At 34.2% G+C, this 14,862-nt stretch carries 16 protein-coding genes and 1 pseudogene; 11 read left to right on the forward strand and 6 right to left on the reverse strand.

The features are described 5' to 3' along the window. The first annotated feature begins 6 nt into the window (after positions 1-6). From ACFVQC_RS13320 to ACFVQC_RS13330, 3 genes are read left to right on the forward strand one after another with little or no spacing between them, the layout of a single operon-like run. On the forward strand, positions 7-1,677 hold the full coding sequence (locus ACFVQC_RS13320; protein WP_377898465.1) for an ABC transporter permease: 1,671 nt from the start codon (positions 7-9) through the stop codon (positions 1,675-1,677). Further along, complete coding sequence (locus ACFVQC_RS13325; RefSeq protein WP_377892749.1) at positions 1,674-2,936, forward strand: MBL fold metallo-hydrolase; 1,263 nt, start codon at positions 1,674-1,676, stop codon at positions 2,934-2,936. Before ACFVQC_RS13320 ends, ACFVQC_RS13325 begins: the two co-directional genes overlap by 4 nt. A 20-nt stretch (positions 2,937-2,956) precedes the next feature. Continuing rightward, the gene (locus tag ACFVQC_RS13330) at positions 2,957-3,790 is read left to right on the forward strand and encodes a hypothetical protein (protein WP_377898466.1); all 834 of its coding nucleotides are present in this window, start codon (positions 2,957-2,959) and stop codon (positions 3,788-3,790) included. A gap of 53 nt (positions 3,791-3,843) precedes the next feature. On the opposite strand, the gene ACFVQC_RS13335 is transcribed toward ACFVQC_RS13330, so the two are convergent. Further along, positions 3,844-4,266 carry a YfmQ family protein gene (locus tag ACFVQC_RS13335; RefSeq protein ID WP_131231730.1) on the reverse strand — a complete coding sequence of 141 codons (423 nt, stop codon included), beginning with the start codon at positions 4,264-4,266 and terminating at the stop codon, positions 3,844-3,846. A 41-nt stretch (positions 4,267-4,307) separates the two neighbouring features. Between ACFVQC_RS13335 and ACFVQC_RS13340 the strand changes: the two are divergent. From ACFVQC_RS13340 to ACFVQC_RS13360, 5 genes and pseudogenes are all read left to right on the forward strand, one after another. Next, positions 4,308-4,497: pseudogene (locus tag ACFVQC_RS13340) on the forward strand (hypothetical protein). A 50-nt stretch (positions 4,498-4,547) separates the two neighbouring features. Continuing rightward, positions 4,548-4,709, forward strand: coding sequence for a hypothetical protein (locus ACFVQC_RS13345; RefSeq protein WP_002158451.1), 162 nt, complete (start codon positions 4,548-4,550; stop codon positions 4,707-4,709). 379 nt (positions 4,710-5,088) lie between these two features. Beyond that, positions 5,089-6,180 (forward strand): serine hydrolase, encoded by a 1,092-nt coding sequence (locus ACFVQC_RS13350; protein WP_377898467.1) that lies wholly within the window; start codon positions 5,089-5,091, stop codon positions 6,178-6,180. A 123-nt stretch (positions 6,181-6,303) separates the two neighbouring features. Next, positions 6,304-6,879: a histidine phosphatase family protein gene (locus ACFVQC_RS13355; RefSeq protein WP_377898468.1), complete on the forward strand. Its 576-nt coding sequence runs from the start codon at positions 6,304-6,306 to the stop codon at positions 6,877-6,879. Positions 6,880-6,968: 89 nt separating this feature from the next. Then, on the forward strand, positions 6,969-7,343 hold the full coding sequence (locus tag ACFVQC_RS13360) for a hypothetical protein (RefSeq protein ID WP_000461761.1): 375 nt from the start codon (positions 6,969-6,971) through the stop codon (positions 7,341-7,343). A gap of 39 nt (positions 7,344-7,382) precedes the next feature. On the opposite strand, the gene ACFVQC_RS13365 is transcribed toward ACFVQC_RS13360, so the two are convergent. Genes ACFVQC_RS13365 through ACFVQC_RS13375 form a run of 3 tightly spaced genes read right to left on the reverse strand, consistent with a single transcriptional unit; the run spans position 7,383 to position 8,978 of the window. Beyond that, the gene (locus ACFVQC_RS13365) at positions 7,383-8,303 is read right to left on the reverse strand and encodes an alpha/beta fold hydrolase (protein WP_377898469.1); all 921 of its coding nucleotides are present in this window, start codon (positions 8,301-8,303) and stop codon (positions 7,383-7,385) included. Further along, positions 8,255-8,584 carry a DUF3147 family protein gene (locus tag ACFVQC_RS13370; protein WP_219917877.1) on the reverse strand — a complete coding sequence of 110 codons (330 nt, stop codon included), beginning with the start codon at positions 8,582-8,584 and terminating at the stop codon, positions 8,255-8,257. The genes ACFVQC_RS13365 and ACFVQC_RS13370 overlap by 49 nt, the downstream gene beginning before the upstream one ends. After that, a complete protein-coding gene (locus ACFVQC_RS13375) occupies positions 8,568-8,978 on the reverse strand; it encodes a MarR family winged helix-turn-helix transcriptional regulator (RefSeq protein ID WP_377892758.1) in 411 nt (136 codons plus the stop codon). The genes ACFVQC_RS13370 and ACFVQC_RS13375 overlap by 17 nt, the downstream gene beginning before the upstream one ends. A 124-nt stretch (positions 8,979-9,102) precedes the next feature. Between ACFVQC_RS13375 and ACFVQC_RS13380 the strand changes: the two genes are divergently transcribed. Further along, entirely contained in the window at positions 9,103-9,930 is an 828-nt protein-coding gene (locus ACFVQC_RS13380; protein WP_377892760.1) for a PP2C family serine/threonine-protein phosphatase, read from the forward strand. Positions 9,931-9,975: 45 nt separating this feature from the next. Here the strand turns inward: ACFVQC_RS13380 and asnB are convergent, their stop codons facing one another. Beyond that, positions 9,976-11,799, reverse strand: coding sequence for an asparagine synthase (glutamine-hydrolyzing) (gene asnB / locus ACFVQC_RS13385; RefSeq protein ID WP_377892761.1), 1,824 nt, complete (start codon positions 11,797-11,799; stop codon positions 9,976-9,978). Positions 11,800-12,070: 271 nt separating this feature from the next. Here asnB and ACFVQC_RS13390 point away from each other — a divergent pair, with 271 nt between their 5' ends. Both ACFVQC_RS13390 and ACFVQC_RS13395 read left to right on the forward strand, forming a co-directional pair. Further along, positions 12,071-12,637 (forward strand): sigma-70 family RNA polymerase sigma factor, encoded by a 567-nt coding sequence (locus ACFVQC_RS13390; protein ID WP_002149029.1) that lies wholly within the window; start codon positions 12,071-12,073, stop codon positions 12,635-12,637. After that, positions 12,634-13,731 (forward strand): DUF4179 domain-containing protein, encoded by a 1,098-nt coding sequence (locus ACFVQC_RS13395; RefSeq protein WP_377892763.1) that lies wholly within the window; start codon positions 12,634-12,636, stop codon positions 13,729-13,731. The genes ACFVQC_RS13390 and ACFVQC_RS13395 overlap by 4 nt, the downstream gene beginning before the upstream one ends. 38 nt (positions 13,732-13,769) lie before the next feature. On the opposite strand, the gene ACFVQC_RS13400 is transcribed toward ACFVQC_RS13395, so the two are convergent. Then, the gene (locus tag ACFVQC_RS13400) at positions 13,770-14,843 is read right to left on the reverse strand and encodes a beta propeller repeat protein (protein ID WP_377898470.1); all 1,074 of its coding nucleotides are present in this window, start codon (positions 14,841-14,843) and stop codon (positions 13,770-13,772) included. Positions 14,844-14,862: the final 19 nt, after the last annotated feature.

Here is a 14,862-nt window from a genome sequence, read left to right on the forward strand (position 1 = left end):
GATTACATGGTAAATCGATTCGTATCAGTAAGACAAGTTGGAATGACAGTAGCATTGTTACTTGTGGTGATGTTAATCGTCATTCCGCTTTTTCTCATTTTATTTTCTAGTGTATATGAAAATAGCAGTTGGAATTTTTTAAAGCCTTTTGAAGTCATGCAGAGTGGTGGATTAGCTGGGATTTTTCTGAATTCAATATTGCTAGGTGTACTCGTTGTACTAGGAGCTACAATATTAGCATTTCCATTAGCGTTCATTATGAGCAAAACAGATGTTGGAAAGCATAGTAAATTGGACATTGTTTTTATGATTCCATTTATGACGCCGCCGTATATTGGATCGATGGGCTGGATTTTGTTCATGCAACCTAACGGCTATTTTGAACAATTTTTTCCGATGCTAAAGACGATTTCATCTTCGTTTTTTAGTTTAGGAGGTATGGTTCTAATTATGAGTCTGCATTTATTCCCATTCCTTTATTTCATGTTAAAGAACACGTTACTTCAGATTGGGAGTAGTAAAGAAGAAGCTGCAGCAGTTCATGGTGGTGGATTCTTCTATCGTTTAAGAAAGATAATATTACCGTTATTATTATCAAGTTATGTAATGGGTGCTTTACTTATTTTCGTAAAGACGATTGCAGAATTTGGAACACCAGCTACATTTGGACGTAGAATTGGTTTCCATGTGTTAACATCTGAGATTCATAAATTTATTTCGAGTTGGCCGATTGATTTTAGTAGTGCAACAGCATTATCTTCTTTATTACTTAGTGCGTGTATGCTCATTTGGTATATGCAAAATGTATTGAATCGAAAGTACTCATATGCAATGGTTAGTGGAAAAGGTGTGAAATCTAAAAGGTATACTTTGTCTACATTTACACGTTTTATAGCATGGGTTTATGTAATTACTTTACTAATAGTAGCAATTGGAATCCCATACTTTTCTATACTTATTGCTTCTTTGTCAAAATTAAGAGGCGGTGGCTTACATTTAAATAACTTTACAACAAGCCATTATGAAGCATTGTTTACAATAGGTTCTCCAGGATTAGAAGCTTTATGGAACAGTTTTATTTTTTCACTCGTAACAGCGATTGTTGCTGTAATTGTTGGGGTCTTTTTGGCACTTATGATTCGGAAGGGGAAAAAGTCCTCTGAAAAATGGCTTGATATGTGTGGTATGTTACCGAATATGGTACCAGGAATAGTGATGGTTGTAGGGCTTATTTTATTTTGGAATTCACCATATATGCCTATATCAATTTACAATACGCCTGTCATGGTTATAGTAACGTATGTTGTTCTTTTTTTACCTTATACGGTGCAGTATGTAAAAGCATCGCTCGGACAAATTGATGATTCTCTTGTACAGGCAGGGAGTGTTTTTTCTGGAAATTATATTTATATTTTTAGAAAAATAATATTGCCTCTTATTATCCCAGGCATTCTTGCTGGATGGGCGATGACATTTACGATTTCGATAAGAGAGTTAGTAGCATCGCTTCTCGTACTACCTCCATCAGTAGAAACATCAGCAACGTTTATTTTTGCTCAATTTGAACAAGGGGAAGTATCTATAGGAATGGCGATGGCCGTTGTTTCTGTTGGGCTTACAACAATGTGCTTATTACTTCTGCAACATATGGAGCAAAAACGAAAAGGGGTAGCATGATGAGGATGGAAGTATGGGGAGGAGCGGGAGAATACGGTCGTTCCTGCTATTTTGTAAAAAATAAAGAGATGAGAATAGTATTTGATTGTGGTATTAATCGATCCTATGAGGAGAGTTATCCAAAAATAGAAAGAGAAATAGTTACATTTTTGGATGCGGTATTTTTATCACATATTCATGAAGATCATACGATGGGATTACCTTTATTGACGAAGTATGGATATAAGAAAAAAATTTGGACGACTCGTTATACGAAGGAGCAACTGCCAGCTTATTTTGAAAAATGGAGAAACTACAATCTTTCAAAAGGGTGGGATTTACCTTATAACGACCAAAATATTAAAGATTTAAATTATGTATGTATTGATGAGATTAGTAATCCAAATGAATGGATACAGATTACACCGACGTTGCGGTTTCAATGGGGGTATAGTGGGCATGTATTAGGAGCTGTTTGGTTTTTAGTGGATATGTGTAATACATACGTATTTTATTCTGGTGATTATTCAGCAGAATCTAATATACTACGAGCTAATTTACCTGAAAATTTGCGAAGCGATATAAAAATTGCAATTGTAGATGCCGCTTACCACACTGATGATGTTTCGCAAAATGAAAGATTAGACGATCTATGTACAGAAATTGAACGAGTTATGCAAAATAAAGGAATAGCATTACTACCGCTGCCGCAACTTGGTAGGGCGCAAGATATAGTATTGTATTTATATGAACGATATAAAGAATTTCCGCTTATAGTAGATAAAGAAATTTTGGCTGGATTTGAAGAGATGTTCATATATAAAGATTGGCTAAAAAATAATGAAGGACTTCAATGGATTATGGAGAGTTTGAAAAGAAACATAATAGTTATGGATAATGACATTAGTATGCAAAATAGTTACGGAATAGTTGTAATGAGTGATGCGAATATGCAAACGAAAAGAGCACAGTTATACTATGAACAACTTCGGCATGAAGAACGGAATTCCATTATTTTTACAGGACATATTGCTAAAGGGAGTTTTGCAGAAAAAGTTATGAAAGAGCATGTAAGGAATACATGTAGGGTGAATCGAGTTCCGTATAAAGTTCATCAAAGTATAAGTGATGTTAAGGAAATGTTAAATACATTATTACCAGAACATACGGTGTTAGTGCACGCTCTTAAAGAGGATACGGATCGATTACAACAAAAGCTAAGTACAGCAGGATATGAAAATATATATTCACTTGCAATGGAACGTATAGAAGTAATTTAAAATGTAAAGGGGATAGGTATATGAAAAAAGTATTTGTATTCGTAAGCATTTTCTTTTGTTGTTTCCTTTATAACGTTAAGGAAGGGTTTGCTGCTAGTCCAATGAAACCTAGTTTTGAAGTGAAGTTATTATTAAAGCCAGAACAAGTATTAGGTTATAACAAAGAGATGAAGCAAGAGGTACTAGAACATTTCCAGGCTGGTACAAATTATGAAAGAATACAAGTGCAATTTTTAGATATGGCGAATAAAAATTTAAGTAATGAAGGTTGGTTTGCTAGAATTCGAAAGAAAGAATTTAGTAAAGATTTTGAGCTAACATATAAAAAGAGATACCCTATTCAAAGTGGTGTAATTCAAGAGGCACTAGAAGTAGCTAAAAAAGATGGATTTGATAGTAATACGGATAGTTATGAGGCAGAAATAGATTGGGGATTTGAGAAGAAAACATTAAGTATTTCAAACAAGAAAAGTTACAGTGCTAAAGGATATGGGATACTTGATTTACCAAATGAACAAGCTGCTCAGAACATGTTAATAGAAAAGTTACCAGGGAAAATGAACAAATGGTTGTATACGAATTGGGGAGAAGAGATGTTAAGGGGTTCCCGTATTTACGGTCCTGTATTAATGAAACGGTATACAGGTGAATTTGAAAATATAAAAACGAATATTGAAATTTGGCCATTAAGTAATACCGGGAAAATAGAAGATGATTTCGTAATAGAAGTGTCGTTTAAAACAAATGAGGAAAGTATTGCAACAAAACAAAGAGAATTATTAATGGCGAGTATAGAGAAAAAAGGATGGCTGTTATCGAAAGATAGTTTGAAGACAGAGCTGATTTTTCAGTAAATAAGAAAGAAGGAATCCATATGCCATGGATTCCTTTTTCTAATATATGAGCATTAAGCTAAATCAGCTGATACGAACATATCACTATTTTGTAGGTTTTTAGAGCGTAAACTATAAGCAACTACTTTCTTTTTATGTTGTTTTACAACATCAACATGCTCTTCATGACTATAAATATAAAATGTAAAATCTTTTTTGCCACGTATTGCATTAATAATTAATGGAGTGCTCTCATTTTGTGGTGGTGCATAATAGCGATCTAAAAATAAACCTTCATTAAAATCATTAATAATTTGAGATTTCTTTTCACCTTCTAAGCTATTTCCATTGATTGTAACAGTCACATTCTCTTCATCAAGTTGCGGATGTGTTTCGTACCTGCTAATAATGGATTCAATAACAGAGTTAGGAAGGCTAGAAACGATAATTTTAAATGCCCCAAATACAACTAACAGTACAATAAACCAAGTCGTCATATTGTATCATCCCCTTTACACTATTAAATAATATAACCCATATGGTAATAGTACATATGGTGAAGTTTTGTATATTTTGTGAAAAATTTTCCTTTTTCGAACGTTTTTTAACAAATGGAGATGTTTAAAGAATATAAGGTGATATTTGGTAGGATAAAAATATAAAGTCTTTTTATTTATTTGTTAGAAAAATCAATTTTGTTACAAAAAGTTGAAATCGAAGTATTTTAAAAGAAAAAGGTTTATAATAAAAACATAACTAATTACAAGGAAGTGTAACTATGAGTACTGTAGCTATCGTGTATGGTATTATTCTTTCCACAATTATTATTTTATTTTTCGTTGGGGTTTCACGTTATATTCATAAATGGAAAGAAGGCGTTGCGAAATTAAATCACATTGAAGAAGAACTCAGTGATTTAATGTTACATCATGGTAAGTAAAAGGTTTATTTTTTAACTAAACAATGTGAAAAAAATCACAAAACATGCTCTCATAGTGAAAGCATGTTTTTTTGTTATGTAAATGATGAGCAAATCACGAATTTTCCTATACGATATAGAATAACTCTTTCAAGTGTAAGGAAGAGTTATTCTATTTTGTGAAATTTTGTAATTTCACTCGGTGTAACGATTATATAGAAGGGAATTTATCCCGCATTAACGGGCAGTAAAACTCCCACCTCAAAATTCGGTTGGGGCAAAGAAGTTAGGTGGGAGATCAACTGCCCGTAAACGCCCGATTGGTTCAACTAATAATCAGTGGGGGATGAACAAAACCCCCACTGATTATAGTTTCACTTTATTAGAGGGGGGGCATATTGTGAATATATTAAAGATTATAGGGATTATTGTGGGAGTTATTATAGTAGGCATTGTAGCTTTCTTTGTAATTATGAAATATTATTTGTCAAAAGAAGATCCAAAGTATGTTTTAAATTACATAAAAGAACATAAAAATAATGAAACATGCTCATTACTTATTAGAAGAAATGGCGAAGTATTAACATCGATAAATGAAAATAAAAAATTACCATTAGCGAGTATGGCAAAAATCGTAATAGCGGTTGAATTTGCTAAACAAGTGTCAGAAGGAAAGATAAGTCGAGATGAACAAATTTCATTACATGAATTAGAAAAATATTACGTAAAAAACACTGATGGTGGAGCGCATCCTGCCTGGTTAGAAGATGCCAAAGCTAAAGAGTTAGTGAAAAATGGACAAATCACTTTAGAAGAAGTTGCCAAAGGGATGATTCATTATAGTTCTAATGCAAATACAACATATTTGTTAGAGAAGCTTGGCATAGAAAGAGTAAATGAAAGTATAAAAGAGTTAGAGCTTACTAGTCATGACAAGTTCACTTCTTATACTGCTTCACTATATATGAGAGGATACGTAGAAAAAGAGCTTCATGAGTCAGAAGATCAATCGTTAGAAATGATACGTAACATGTCAAACGATGAATATAATAAACATGTGTTACAAATTCATGAATGGATGAAAGATGAAGAAGAATGGAAAAAGCGTGAAATTCCATTAAAAGTAGATATGGAATTTCAACGTATTTGGTCAGATCGATTAGTGAGTGCAAATGCTAAAGATTATATGAGTATAATGGAAAAGATAAATAGTAGAAATTATTTTCCAAAATTAATGCAAGATGAAATTGAGAATGTTTTTAAAGGAACAGTTGAAAATAGTAAGTTTGAATATGCTGGGCAAAAAGGTGGTTCTACCGCATTCGTATTGACAAAAAGTTTGTATACTACGGATAAAAAGGGGAACAAGGTTGAGGTTGTAATAATGTTTGATGATATAGATAATCAAATTACATACCAAAAGCTTAGAAATAATATAGATTACTTCATTCGAGATGTTATAACAGATGAAGAATTCATAATAAAATTATAATGAAATAATTTTATTATGTAAACAACGGGCACTTATTAGAAAGCGTCCTTTTCTTTTAACGATACAGGATTTCCTATGTACTCCATTGAATATTGATTGAAACTAAGAAAGGAAGTTGAATAAATGACTACAATATATTTCGTTCGCCACGCTCACTCTACATATACAAAGGAAGAAAGGGAACGTCCCTTATCTGAGAAGGGTTGGTTAGATGTACAAAACATAACAAGCTTGTTAAAAGATGAGAAGATTGATGTTGTTATTTCTAGTCCATACGAAAGAGCGATTCAGACCGTTGAAGGAATTGCGAATGCAAATAAACTATCAATACAATTGGAAGAAGATTTACGGGAAAGGTTATTAAGTAAAGAACCAGTACAGGATTTTAATGATGCTATTCAGAAGGTGTGGGAAGACTGGACTTTTGCATACGAAGGCGGGGAATCAAATGATGTAGCACAAAGACGTGCTGTATTATGTATGCAAAATATATTGGGAAAATATAAAGGAAAGAATATTGTAATAGGTACTCATGGGAATATTATGGTATTACTAATGAATTATTTTGATTCGAAATATGATTTTCAGTTTTGGAAAACACTTCATATGCCCGATGTGTATAAATTGATTTTTGATAATAATGATTTCATTTCTGCTGAAAGAATAGAAAAAACCGGTCATCAGATAAACATTTTGTAAAAGTTTATCAAAAAAAGAGGAAAGAGAGAAGGTATTGTAGAAGTATGACTTTGTAACATAAAAAATATTGGTTAAAGGAGGCTGTTTACATGTTTGAAAAAGAGAAAGAAGGGCTTATTGAAGTTCACAACGTATATGAAATCGCACCAGCAGATGGAGCAATTATAGGTATGGCAACGGAAGAAGAAATGGAGATTGCTGCTGAACTAGAGTTACAGTACTATGCCCATTCTCGTTTATTAGAAGCAAATATTCAGTTAGACGGTTCCTCCTATAAAGAGTTACTTCAGGAGTTCCAGGAGTACGAAAGAAAATCAATGAATTTTTGGAGAGCAATACATAAACGTTTAGCTGTGCCATGGGCATGGGTACTACGTATTGATGTTGCGAATGGTCCTATATATGTAAGCAATGGGAGTTCGTATTATGAAGAAGTTGATGATGACGAAGAAGACTATGAATAGATAAGTAAGGAAGCAGCTTTAGTTGCTTCCTTTTTTTATTTACAATAAGTGAATGGCTTCAATGATAGCATCTGGACGATCGTTTGCTATCCCGTGACTAGCATGTTCAACCAAAATGTATTGGCTGTTTATTGAGAGATTTAATTGTTCACGAATAAGTTCTTGCCACATATCTTCAAGTTGTGTAGCTTCTTCTTTTGGCATACCGCCCTCAATCAATTGAGCAATAGAATATTGAGAATCTCTACCGATAACGATTAATGGCATTTCTAATGTTTTATGTTGTTTTTTTATTGAGCGAGCACAATTTTTCCACTCGGACAGTTCAGAAGCTGTCGCTTTATATAATGAAGGAGATGTAGAAAATTTGATATGCTGTTTTGTTGTATTGACGAGCATAGGTTTTAGTTCAGTATAAAGTGCATCTGCATCCATGTTGGGGTAAGTATGATATTTCTGTAGCCAAATATCATCAGAATCAGTTTGATCAGAAACTGGTAAATGAAGTTCATCTAATCGGTGTAAGTTCATGGAAGTAGAATCAACTAAAATAAGTGCTTTAATTTGATCCTCATGTAATATCGCAAAATGTTGTGCGCATAAACCTCCATAGGAATGATCGATTAAAATGATAGGCTCGTAAATATCTAGTTCATGTAGCAGCATATGTAGTTCCTTTGCAGCTTGTATTGTTGTACGTGGATTAGTTCCTAGCTCACTTTCTCCGTAACCTGGGCGATGATATGAAATGACTGTAAAGTTTTGTGAAAGCTTTTCTATAATAGGAAGCCAATCATAAAATGAGCATCCCATTCCTGTTTGAATGACTATAGTTTGTTTACTATTACCTCTCATATATACTTCTACATTTTGTCCAAATATCTCTACTGATCTATTAATAGTAATTCCCCCTAAGCTTGAAATAATTTTTGGCAAGTAAAGACGATACACCAGGCACATATGCCAAAGAGTACAGACGTATTAAGTGAAAAGGAGTTCTTTAAACCGATATAAACAATAAATAATAGTAATGCTGATGCAGGAAATCCATATAATACGCCCATAGCGAATTGACTTAACTCCTGTTTACTCCCACCTTCGAAAGAAATCCAAAATAAACTAAGTAAACTCACAAGAGGAAGGGCAGCAATAAAGCCGCCTATCGTACTATAATGTTTAGCGACTTCAGTAATAACGCCGATAATAAGTGCAGAAACGATGACCTTAACGAGGAAATGCATATTTTGCCTCCTTAGCTAATAACGAAAAGGCTTTTGCTATTAATTGTTGCTCTTCTTTTGATAACTGTGATTCTAATATTTGTATTTTTTCTTTATCTAGCAAAGTATGCTTTTCTAATGCTTCAATTCCTTCTGCCGTTAATGTAAGGTTCACAACTCTTTCATCTTGTTTATTTCTTTCTTTCATGATAAATCCTTTTTGAATAAGACGTTTTACATGTTCGGACGCTGTGTTATGAGATAAACCAAGTTCAGAAGCAATTTTTCCAATTGTTATATCTTTTTCCCGAGAAGTGATTTGTAAAATACGAATTGCTTGATGAGAAAGATTGTCTTCATATTCATAGCGTAAGTGGTAGTATATTGTCTCCCAATGTGGATTAATGTCTTTCATATTATAATTCCCCCTAATTTTTATATCGTATTATAAGATATATTCGTCTTGTAAGAATTAAAATCCTGTTATTTTCATAATAAATGTTGAAAAAGTTTATTTTTATTGAAATATAAGGTAATCTATGTGTAAAGGTATACATTTAGCAAGAGAGAGGATGATAGCTGTGAATACATTTAAATGGATTAGTCATGAAAAGATGTATGTAGATCAAATACATGTTGAAAAATGTGGTCCTCTTTCAGTCGGCGTATATGGAGGGAATCAAGAGAGTGATGCATATGAAAGAGGAGATGCAGTACTAGCTTGGTGGGATCCGAAATTAGAATTTGAATTTGTTATGATTTTTGATACACATCATAAAACGAAAAATATACATTATATAATAGAAGCTATTTCAGAAAGAGAAGAAAAACTAAAAGAGCTATTTTCATATCCAATCCATCTAGCTTTTCATCATACACATATGTATTTATTAGCGTTATTTACAGATGAGCTATTTATCAAGAAATGTGACCAAGATGATGAGGAACTTGCATGTTTAATTTGTTTAAGAAAAGGCGAGTTCTTATATTGGCTATCAGTTGGTGATTGCTTCGCGTATTTATTCCATTCAGAGAAAACGAAAAACGGAAAAGGTAGGCTAAATAAGCGTAAAAACTATGAATATATAGGAAGAAAAAATGTTTTTGCAGCGAATACACCTTGCTTTACATCAGGGATAAGGGGATTAGAAAAAGGTCAGAATCACATTGTAATGGCAACAGATGGTATTTTAGAATGTGATAAACGAAAGTTTGATGATGATCAATCTTTAGTAGAAATATTACACGACGGAACTTCTTTACAGATTGAGCCTGTATTAACAAATGTACTGCAGTGGAAAGGTAGAGATTGTGCCACGATTATTGGATGGTCCATTGATACTGAAAATAAACAATGTGCCAATTAATACATGAAGAGGAGTTCAAGGGTTTTGTCCTTGAACTCCTTTTTGTTAAGCGATATGAATGTGGTACGTTTTCAACCATTCATTTACTTGGAGCATGTACTCCATTGCACTTCTTGCTTCAAAATTGTTAATCTCTGTATTACTTTGATCAGCAATTGCAAGTAATATGGAATGGTTAATAAGTGAGAAAACAGGATTGTTTTTATTGCTGCACATATCAAGTGTTAAATTGCGGATTGTTTGTAAATAGTGTGGATCTTGTGAAGTAGGATAAGCGCTTTTTCTTCTATTTCGCACATCATCAGGTAAAGCAGGTTTCAGTGCTCTACGCAAAATACCTTTTTCAATATTATCAATACTTTTGATGTTAAAAGGTACGTTCCATAAATATTCAACTAGTCTATAATCGCAAAACGGTACACGAACTTCAAATCCTACAGCCATACTCATACGGTCTTTACGGTCGAGTAAGAACGGAAGGAATCGTGTTAAAAATAAATAAAACATTTGCCGTTGTTTCGCGGGTTTTTTACTTTCACCTTCAAGAGTAGGTACTTCAAGAGCAGCCTCATGGAATCGTTTATTAATATAATGCTCAGGATTACATTGCTTTGTTACGTCGTTTAATAATAGAGAAGATGTGTTTTTCCAGTTTGTTAACCACGGAAACTTATCCACGTATAATAGTTCTTCTTGGTGAAACCAAGGATACCCCCCGAATACTTCATCAGCCGACTCCCCAGATAAAGCCACGGTTGCATCTTTTTTCATTTCGCAAAATAGTAAATATAGTGAAGTTTCCATTTCGCCTGCACTAGGTAAATCCTTCGCATGAAGGGGAACGAATAAGTGATTTGCTAATTCTTCTGCATTAACAACAATGTCATGATGCGATGTCCCTACATGCTCAGAAACACGTTTTACCCAAGGAGCATCTAGACCAGTTCGAGCAAATGTCAGTTCGAAATCTTTCGCACTATTTAAAAAGTCGATTGAATATGTGTGAAGTGTTTTGTTTCCCTCTCTAAATTCTTTACCCGCCAGTGCAGTAATACCACTAGAATCTAATCCGCCTGATAACATACATACGAGGGGAACATCGGCAATTAGTTGTCTTTTTACTGTATCTTGTAAAATAGATAAAATATGCGAAGATGTGTCTTCGATAGAGTCGGTATGGATCTTACTTTCTAAATTCCAATACTTCTTAACTATTTTTTTATCACGTGTGAATGTTATAGAATGTCCAGCACGAACTTCTTGAATATGTTTAAAGACACCACATCCTGGAGTTCGAAATAAGCCTAATCCAAATACTTCATTTATTCCGTCCGTATCAATTTCAGCAGGAACAGATGGGTGAGCTAATAATGCTTTTATTTCAGAACCGAAAATAATACTGCCATTTCTTTCTGTATAAAAGAGTGGTTTTACACCTAAATGATCGCGTGCTAAAAACAATTGCTGCTTCTGATCATCCCATAAGGCGAAAGCGAAAATTCCGTTTAAATGTTGTACGCAGTCTTCTTTCCATTCTAAATAAGCATGTAGTAGCACTTCTGTGTCTGAGTGTGTTTCAAATGCATGCCCACATTTTTGAAGTTGCTCTCTCAGTTCACGAAAATTATAAATTTCTCCATTATAAGTAAGAGCATACGTATAATCACCAGCACGGAATGTCTTCGGCTGTGTCCCGCCTTCTGGGTCAATAACAATTAAACGCCGGTGTGCAAAAGCCGCGTGAGGTGAAAACCAAAATCCTTCAGCATCCGGACCGCGATGCTGAATACTACTTGCCATCTTTTCTAAAATAACATGTTCATTGGAAAGATCCTTTTTCCAATCTACCCAGCCTGTAATTCCACACATACACATCTCATCTCCTAATTTAAAATAATTAAAAGTAGATTAATAAAATAAAATGTACACTAAGTTAAAGAAAGGCTACATAAATAGTGTACTACATGAATTAAATTGTAGACTTGAGAAAATTTTCTTCAAATTCAAAGTTATATGAGACAATGGGAAAGGAAAAGTATTCCATTGCATACAAAAAATAATAAAAAGATGAGAGAAAAATTTTTTCTGGACGTTATATAGGGTGTAAAAGCTTTTACCAAAAAATAAGGGGAATCGCTACATGAAATCAAATGAGAAAAATTATATAAAAAGATTACAGCGGCAAAAAGAAGATGCGCTAGAATTTGTTGTTGATACATACTTACCGCTCATAAAGGGGATAACGCACAAAGTTCTTCTCCCAGTTCAAAATGATGGATTGATAGAGGAATGTGTAAATGATATATTTCTTTCCATTTGGAATAACGCAAATAAATTTCATGGAGAGCCGAGTGATTTTAAAAAATGGATTGCGGCGATTGCAAAGTTTAAGGCAATTGATTATTACCGGAAAGCGACTAAAAAAGTAGAAATCATTTCAGATGAGTTTCATATAAGTACGGAAAAATCGGCAGAAGACGAATTAATTCTTATGGAAGATAGGGAAGAGTTATTGAAGCTTATTAATCAATTGGAACCTTTAGATCAAAAGGTGTTCGTTATGAAATATCTCCTCGGTATGAAGACAGAGGAAATAGGAGATAAATTAGGATTAACCCGAGCGGCGATAGATAATCGTGTGTATCGCGGGAAGAAGAAACTACAACAAAATGCTACGAATATTAGTTTTGGAGGTAGTGTAATATGAAAGACATTTATGAACTATTAAATGATATTGATATAGATGAAAAAGAACTTGAGACTTCTGAAATTGAAAAAGAAAAAGTGAAACGTAATTTAAAACGATCTATACGTACGAAGAAAAAGATGAAAACTTGGAAAAAAGGTGTCGCTGCTGCATCTATTTTAGTAGGATTATCAGTTGCAACACTCGGTATCGGATTTCCTACATATGCTGGGGGATTGCCAATTGTAGGTGACATATTCCGCTTTTTAGATAACGGTAGAACAGGATTATATGAAAATTATAAAGAGTTTTCGACTGAATTGAATATGACGAGAGAGAGTAATGGGGTTAAAGTTACAATTAATGATGCTGTGTTTGATGGGAGAACAATTACAATCACATATTCTATTGAGAGTGAAAAAGATTTAGGAGAGAAACCGTTCCTATTTGGAAGTCCGCAAGTTATGGGCTTTAATGGCGGGGCAGGTAGTTCGAAAGTTACAAAAGTTGGAGAGGGAAAATATGTAGGTATGACCACTATGAGTGATACTGATAATGAAAGGCTTGATGTTGCAAATGTTTGGTGGGATATAGAAGCAATTGAGTTGGATTATGAAGGTAATGTAATAAAGGGGAACTGGAATTTCGCACTTAGTTTAAAAGCAATGGATAGTAAGGAAGCAAAGGTTAATGGGGTTTCTGAAAATGAATTAATAAAAGTAAATATAGACAAAATGGAAGTAACCCCGATGTCCTTTATCGTTTTTTACAATCAAGAAGAATCTAAGGCATTAAGAAGTATATGGGATAGCGCTGATGTGGAATTAGAAATAAAAGATGATATAGGAAATAAATATGCAGGTAAAGGAAATGGTGGAAGCAGTAAAGTAGCAGAACCGCATAAAAGTAGTTGGAGTGCTACCTTCCAAAAGTTGAACGAAAATGCTACAAAGCTTATTGTCACACCTCACGTGCACTTGCGAGTTCATACACCTGAAAATCATGGTGGAGTGGAGTATGTGAATGGGAAAGAGAAGAAAATTGAAGTGCCGAAAAAAGAAGCGAAGAGTAAAGATATTGTGTTAGATGATATTGTGATTGATTTAAAGAAATAAATAGAGAGCCTGCCTTAAATGAAGGCAGGCTCTTTTTGTTAAGAACTAGTAACGAGCAATGCATGCGGATGTTGCGTTTTATATTCCTCTTTCCATGTAATGTTTAGTTGTTCCCACGTTTCACCGCTATCAGTGGATTGAAAGATGCCATTGTTATTTAAAGTGTAAAACCTATGTGGTTCGGCTGGATTTGTAGCAAACATCGAAATGACTGTACCGATTGCTGATGGTAGTCCTTGCTGTACTTGCTGGAAAGGAGTATCTTTCGTTTTTCGATAAATATAAGATTCATAAGGAATGCGGTGATGAGCGAGATCAGCACTCGGTGCAGCAGAAACGAGAATCGTATTACAATCAGCTGGATCGATAGCCATGCTGTATAAATAATGATGTTCAAGTCCTTCACTACATGAGATCCAGCTGTTTCCACTGTTATAACTTTCAAGATATGCACGATCAGGGCCGCCCATAAATCCGTCACCGCATGATGCATATAGGCGATTTGGTGCGTCAGGATGCATGAGTAATTGATGAGCATCGATAGGAGCACCGAATTTTTTATCAATCCATGTATGCCCTTTATCGTTGCTTTGAATAACAGCACCAGCTTCGATGGAAACGTGGATTGTATTTGGATTGTTTGGATCAACTGTAATCCAGCGTACGTGATGAGTAAAAGGTCTGGGCGGGAAAGCCCACGTATAGGAAGATAATAATGATTTCATATTTTTAAGTTCAGTCCACGTTTCACCACCATTTTCTGAACGGAATAAAGCACTAGGTTCTGTGCCTACATAAACGACGCCATATCCGTTAACTTGTTCATTAGAGCTGATCGTTATGGAAGTGATCGAAGAATGTAAAATACCATCTTCTTTCGGAAAATCAAAGTAACGATAAGAATCCCCAATGGGTCTCCATGAATCCCCACCATCATCGCTTAACCATAAACCTCGTCCGAATGTGCCACAATATACACGATTCTTTTGAAATGGATCAACAGCAATACAAGTAGGCTGGATATTTTGTAAGTGAGATGCTGTTTCATAGTGACCATATTGTTCTTTGACTACAACAAGTTCACGCTCCATACAGAGAAATAAACGTTTCATTTTAGTAACCTCCTTAAAA

This window comes from Bacillus sp. NPDC057893 (genome assembly GCF_042796455.1).
Taxonomy (GTDB): domain Bacteria; phylum Bacillota; class Bacilli; order Bacillales; family Bacillaceae_G; genus Bacillus_A.

Coding starts and splice junctions, on each gene's coding strand:
- ACFVQC_RS13320 (WP_377898465.1), top strand. CDS start 7: ATGGTAAATCGATTCGTATCAGTAAGACAAGTTGGAATGACAGTAGCA.
- ACFVQC_RS13325 (WP_377892749.1), top strand. CDS start 1,674: ATGATGAGGATGGAAGTATGGGGAGGAGCGGGAGAATACGGTCGTTCC.
- ACFVQC_RS13330 (WP_377898466.1), top strand. CDS start 2,957: ATGAAAAAAGTATTTGTATTCGTAAGCATTTTCTTTTGTTGTTTCCTT.
- ACFVQC_RS13335 (WP_131231730.1), bottom strand. CDS start 4,266: ATGACGACTTGGTTTATTGTACTGTTAGTTGTATTTGGGGCATTTAAA.
- ACFVQC_RS13345 (WP_002158451.1), top strand. CDS start 4,548: ATGAGTACTGTAGCTATCGTGTATGGTATTATTCTTTCCACAATTATT.
- ACFVQC_RS13355 (WP_377898468.1), top strand. CDS start 6,304: ATGACTACAATATATTTCGTTCGCCACGCTCACTCTACATATACAAAG.
- ACFVQC_RS13360 (WP_000461761.1), top strand. CDS start 6,969: ATGTTTGAAAAAGAGAAAGAAGGGCTTATTGAAGTTCACAACGTATAT.
- ACFVQC_RS13365 (WP_377898469.1), bottom strand. CDS start 8,303: ATGTGCCTGGTGTATCGTCTTTACTTGCCAAAAATTATTTCAAGCTTA.
- ACFVQC_RS13370 (WP_219917877.1), bottom strand. CDS start 8,584: ATGCATTTCCTCGTTAAGGTCATCGTTTCTGCACTTATTATCGGCGTT.
- ACFVQC_RS13375 (WP_377892758.1), bottom strand. CDS start 8,978: ATGAAAGACATTAATCCACATTGGGAGACAATATACTACCACTTACGC.
- ACFVQC_RS13380 (WP_377892760.1), top strand. CDS start 9,103: ATGTGTAAAGGTATACATTTAGCAAGAGAGAGGATGATAGCTGTGAAT.
- asnB (WP_377892761.1), bottom strand. CDS start 11,799: ATGTGTGGAATTACAGGCTGGGTAGATTGGAAAAAGGATCTTTCCAAT.
- ACFVQC_RS13390 (WP_002149029.1), top strand. CDS start 12,071: ATGAAATCAAATGAGAAAAATTATATAAAAAGATTACAGCGGCAAAAA.
- ACFVQC_RS13395 (WP_377892763.1), top strand. CDS start 12,634: ATGAAAGACATTTATGAACTATTAAATGATATTGATATAGATGAAAAA.
- ACFVQC_RS13400 (WP_377898470.1), bottom strand. CDS start 14,843: ATGAAACGTTTATTTCTCTGTATGGAGCGTGAACTTGTTGTAGTCAAA.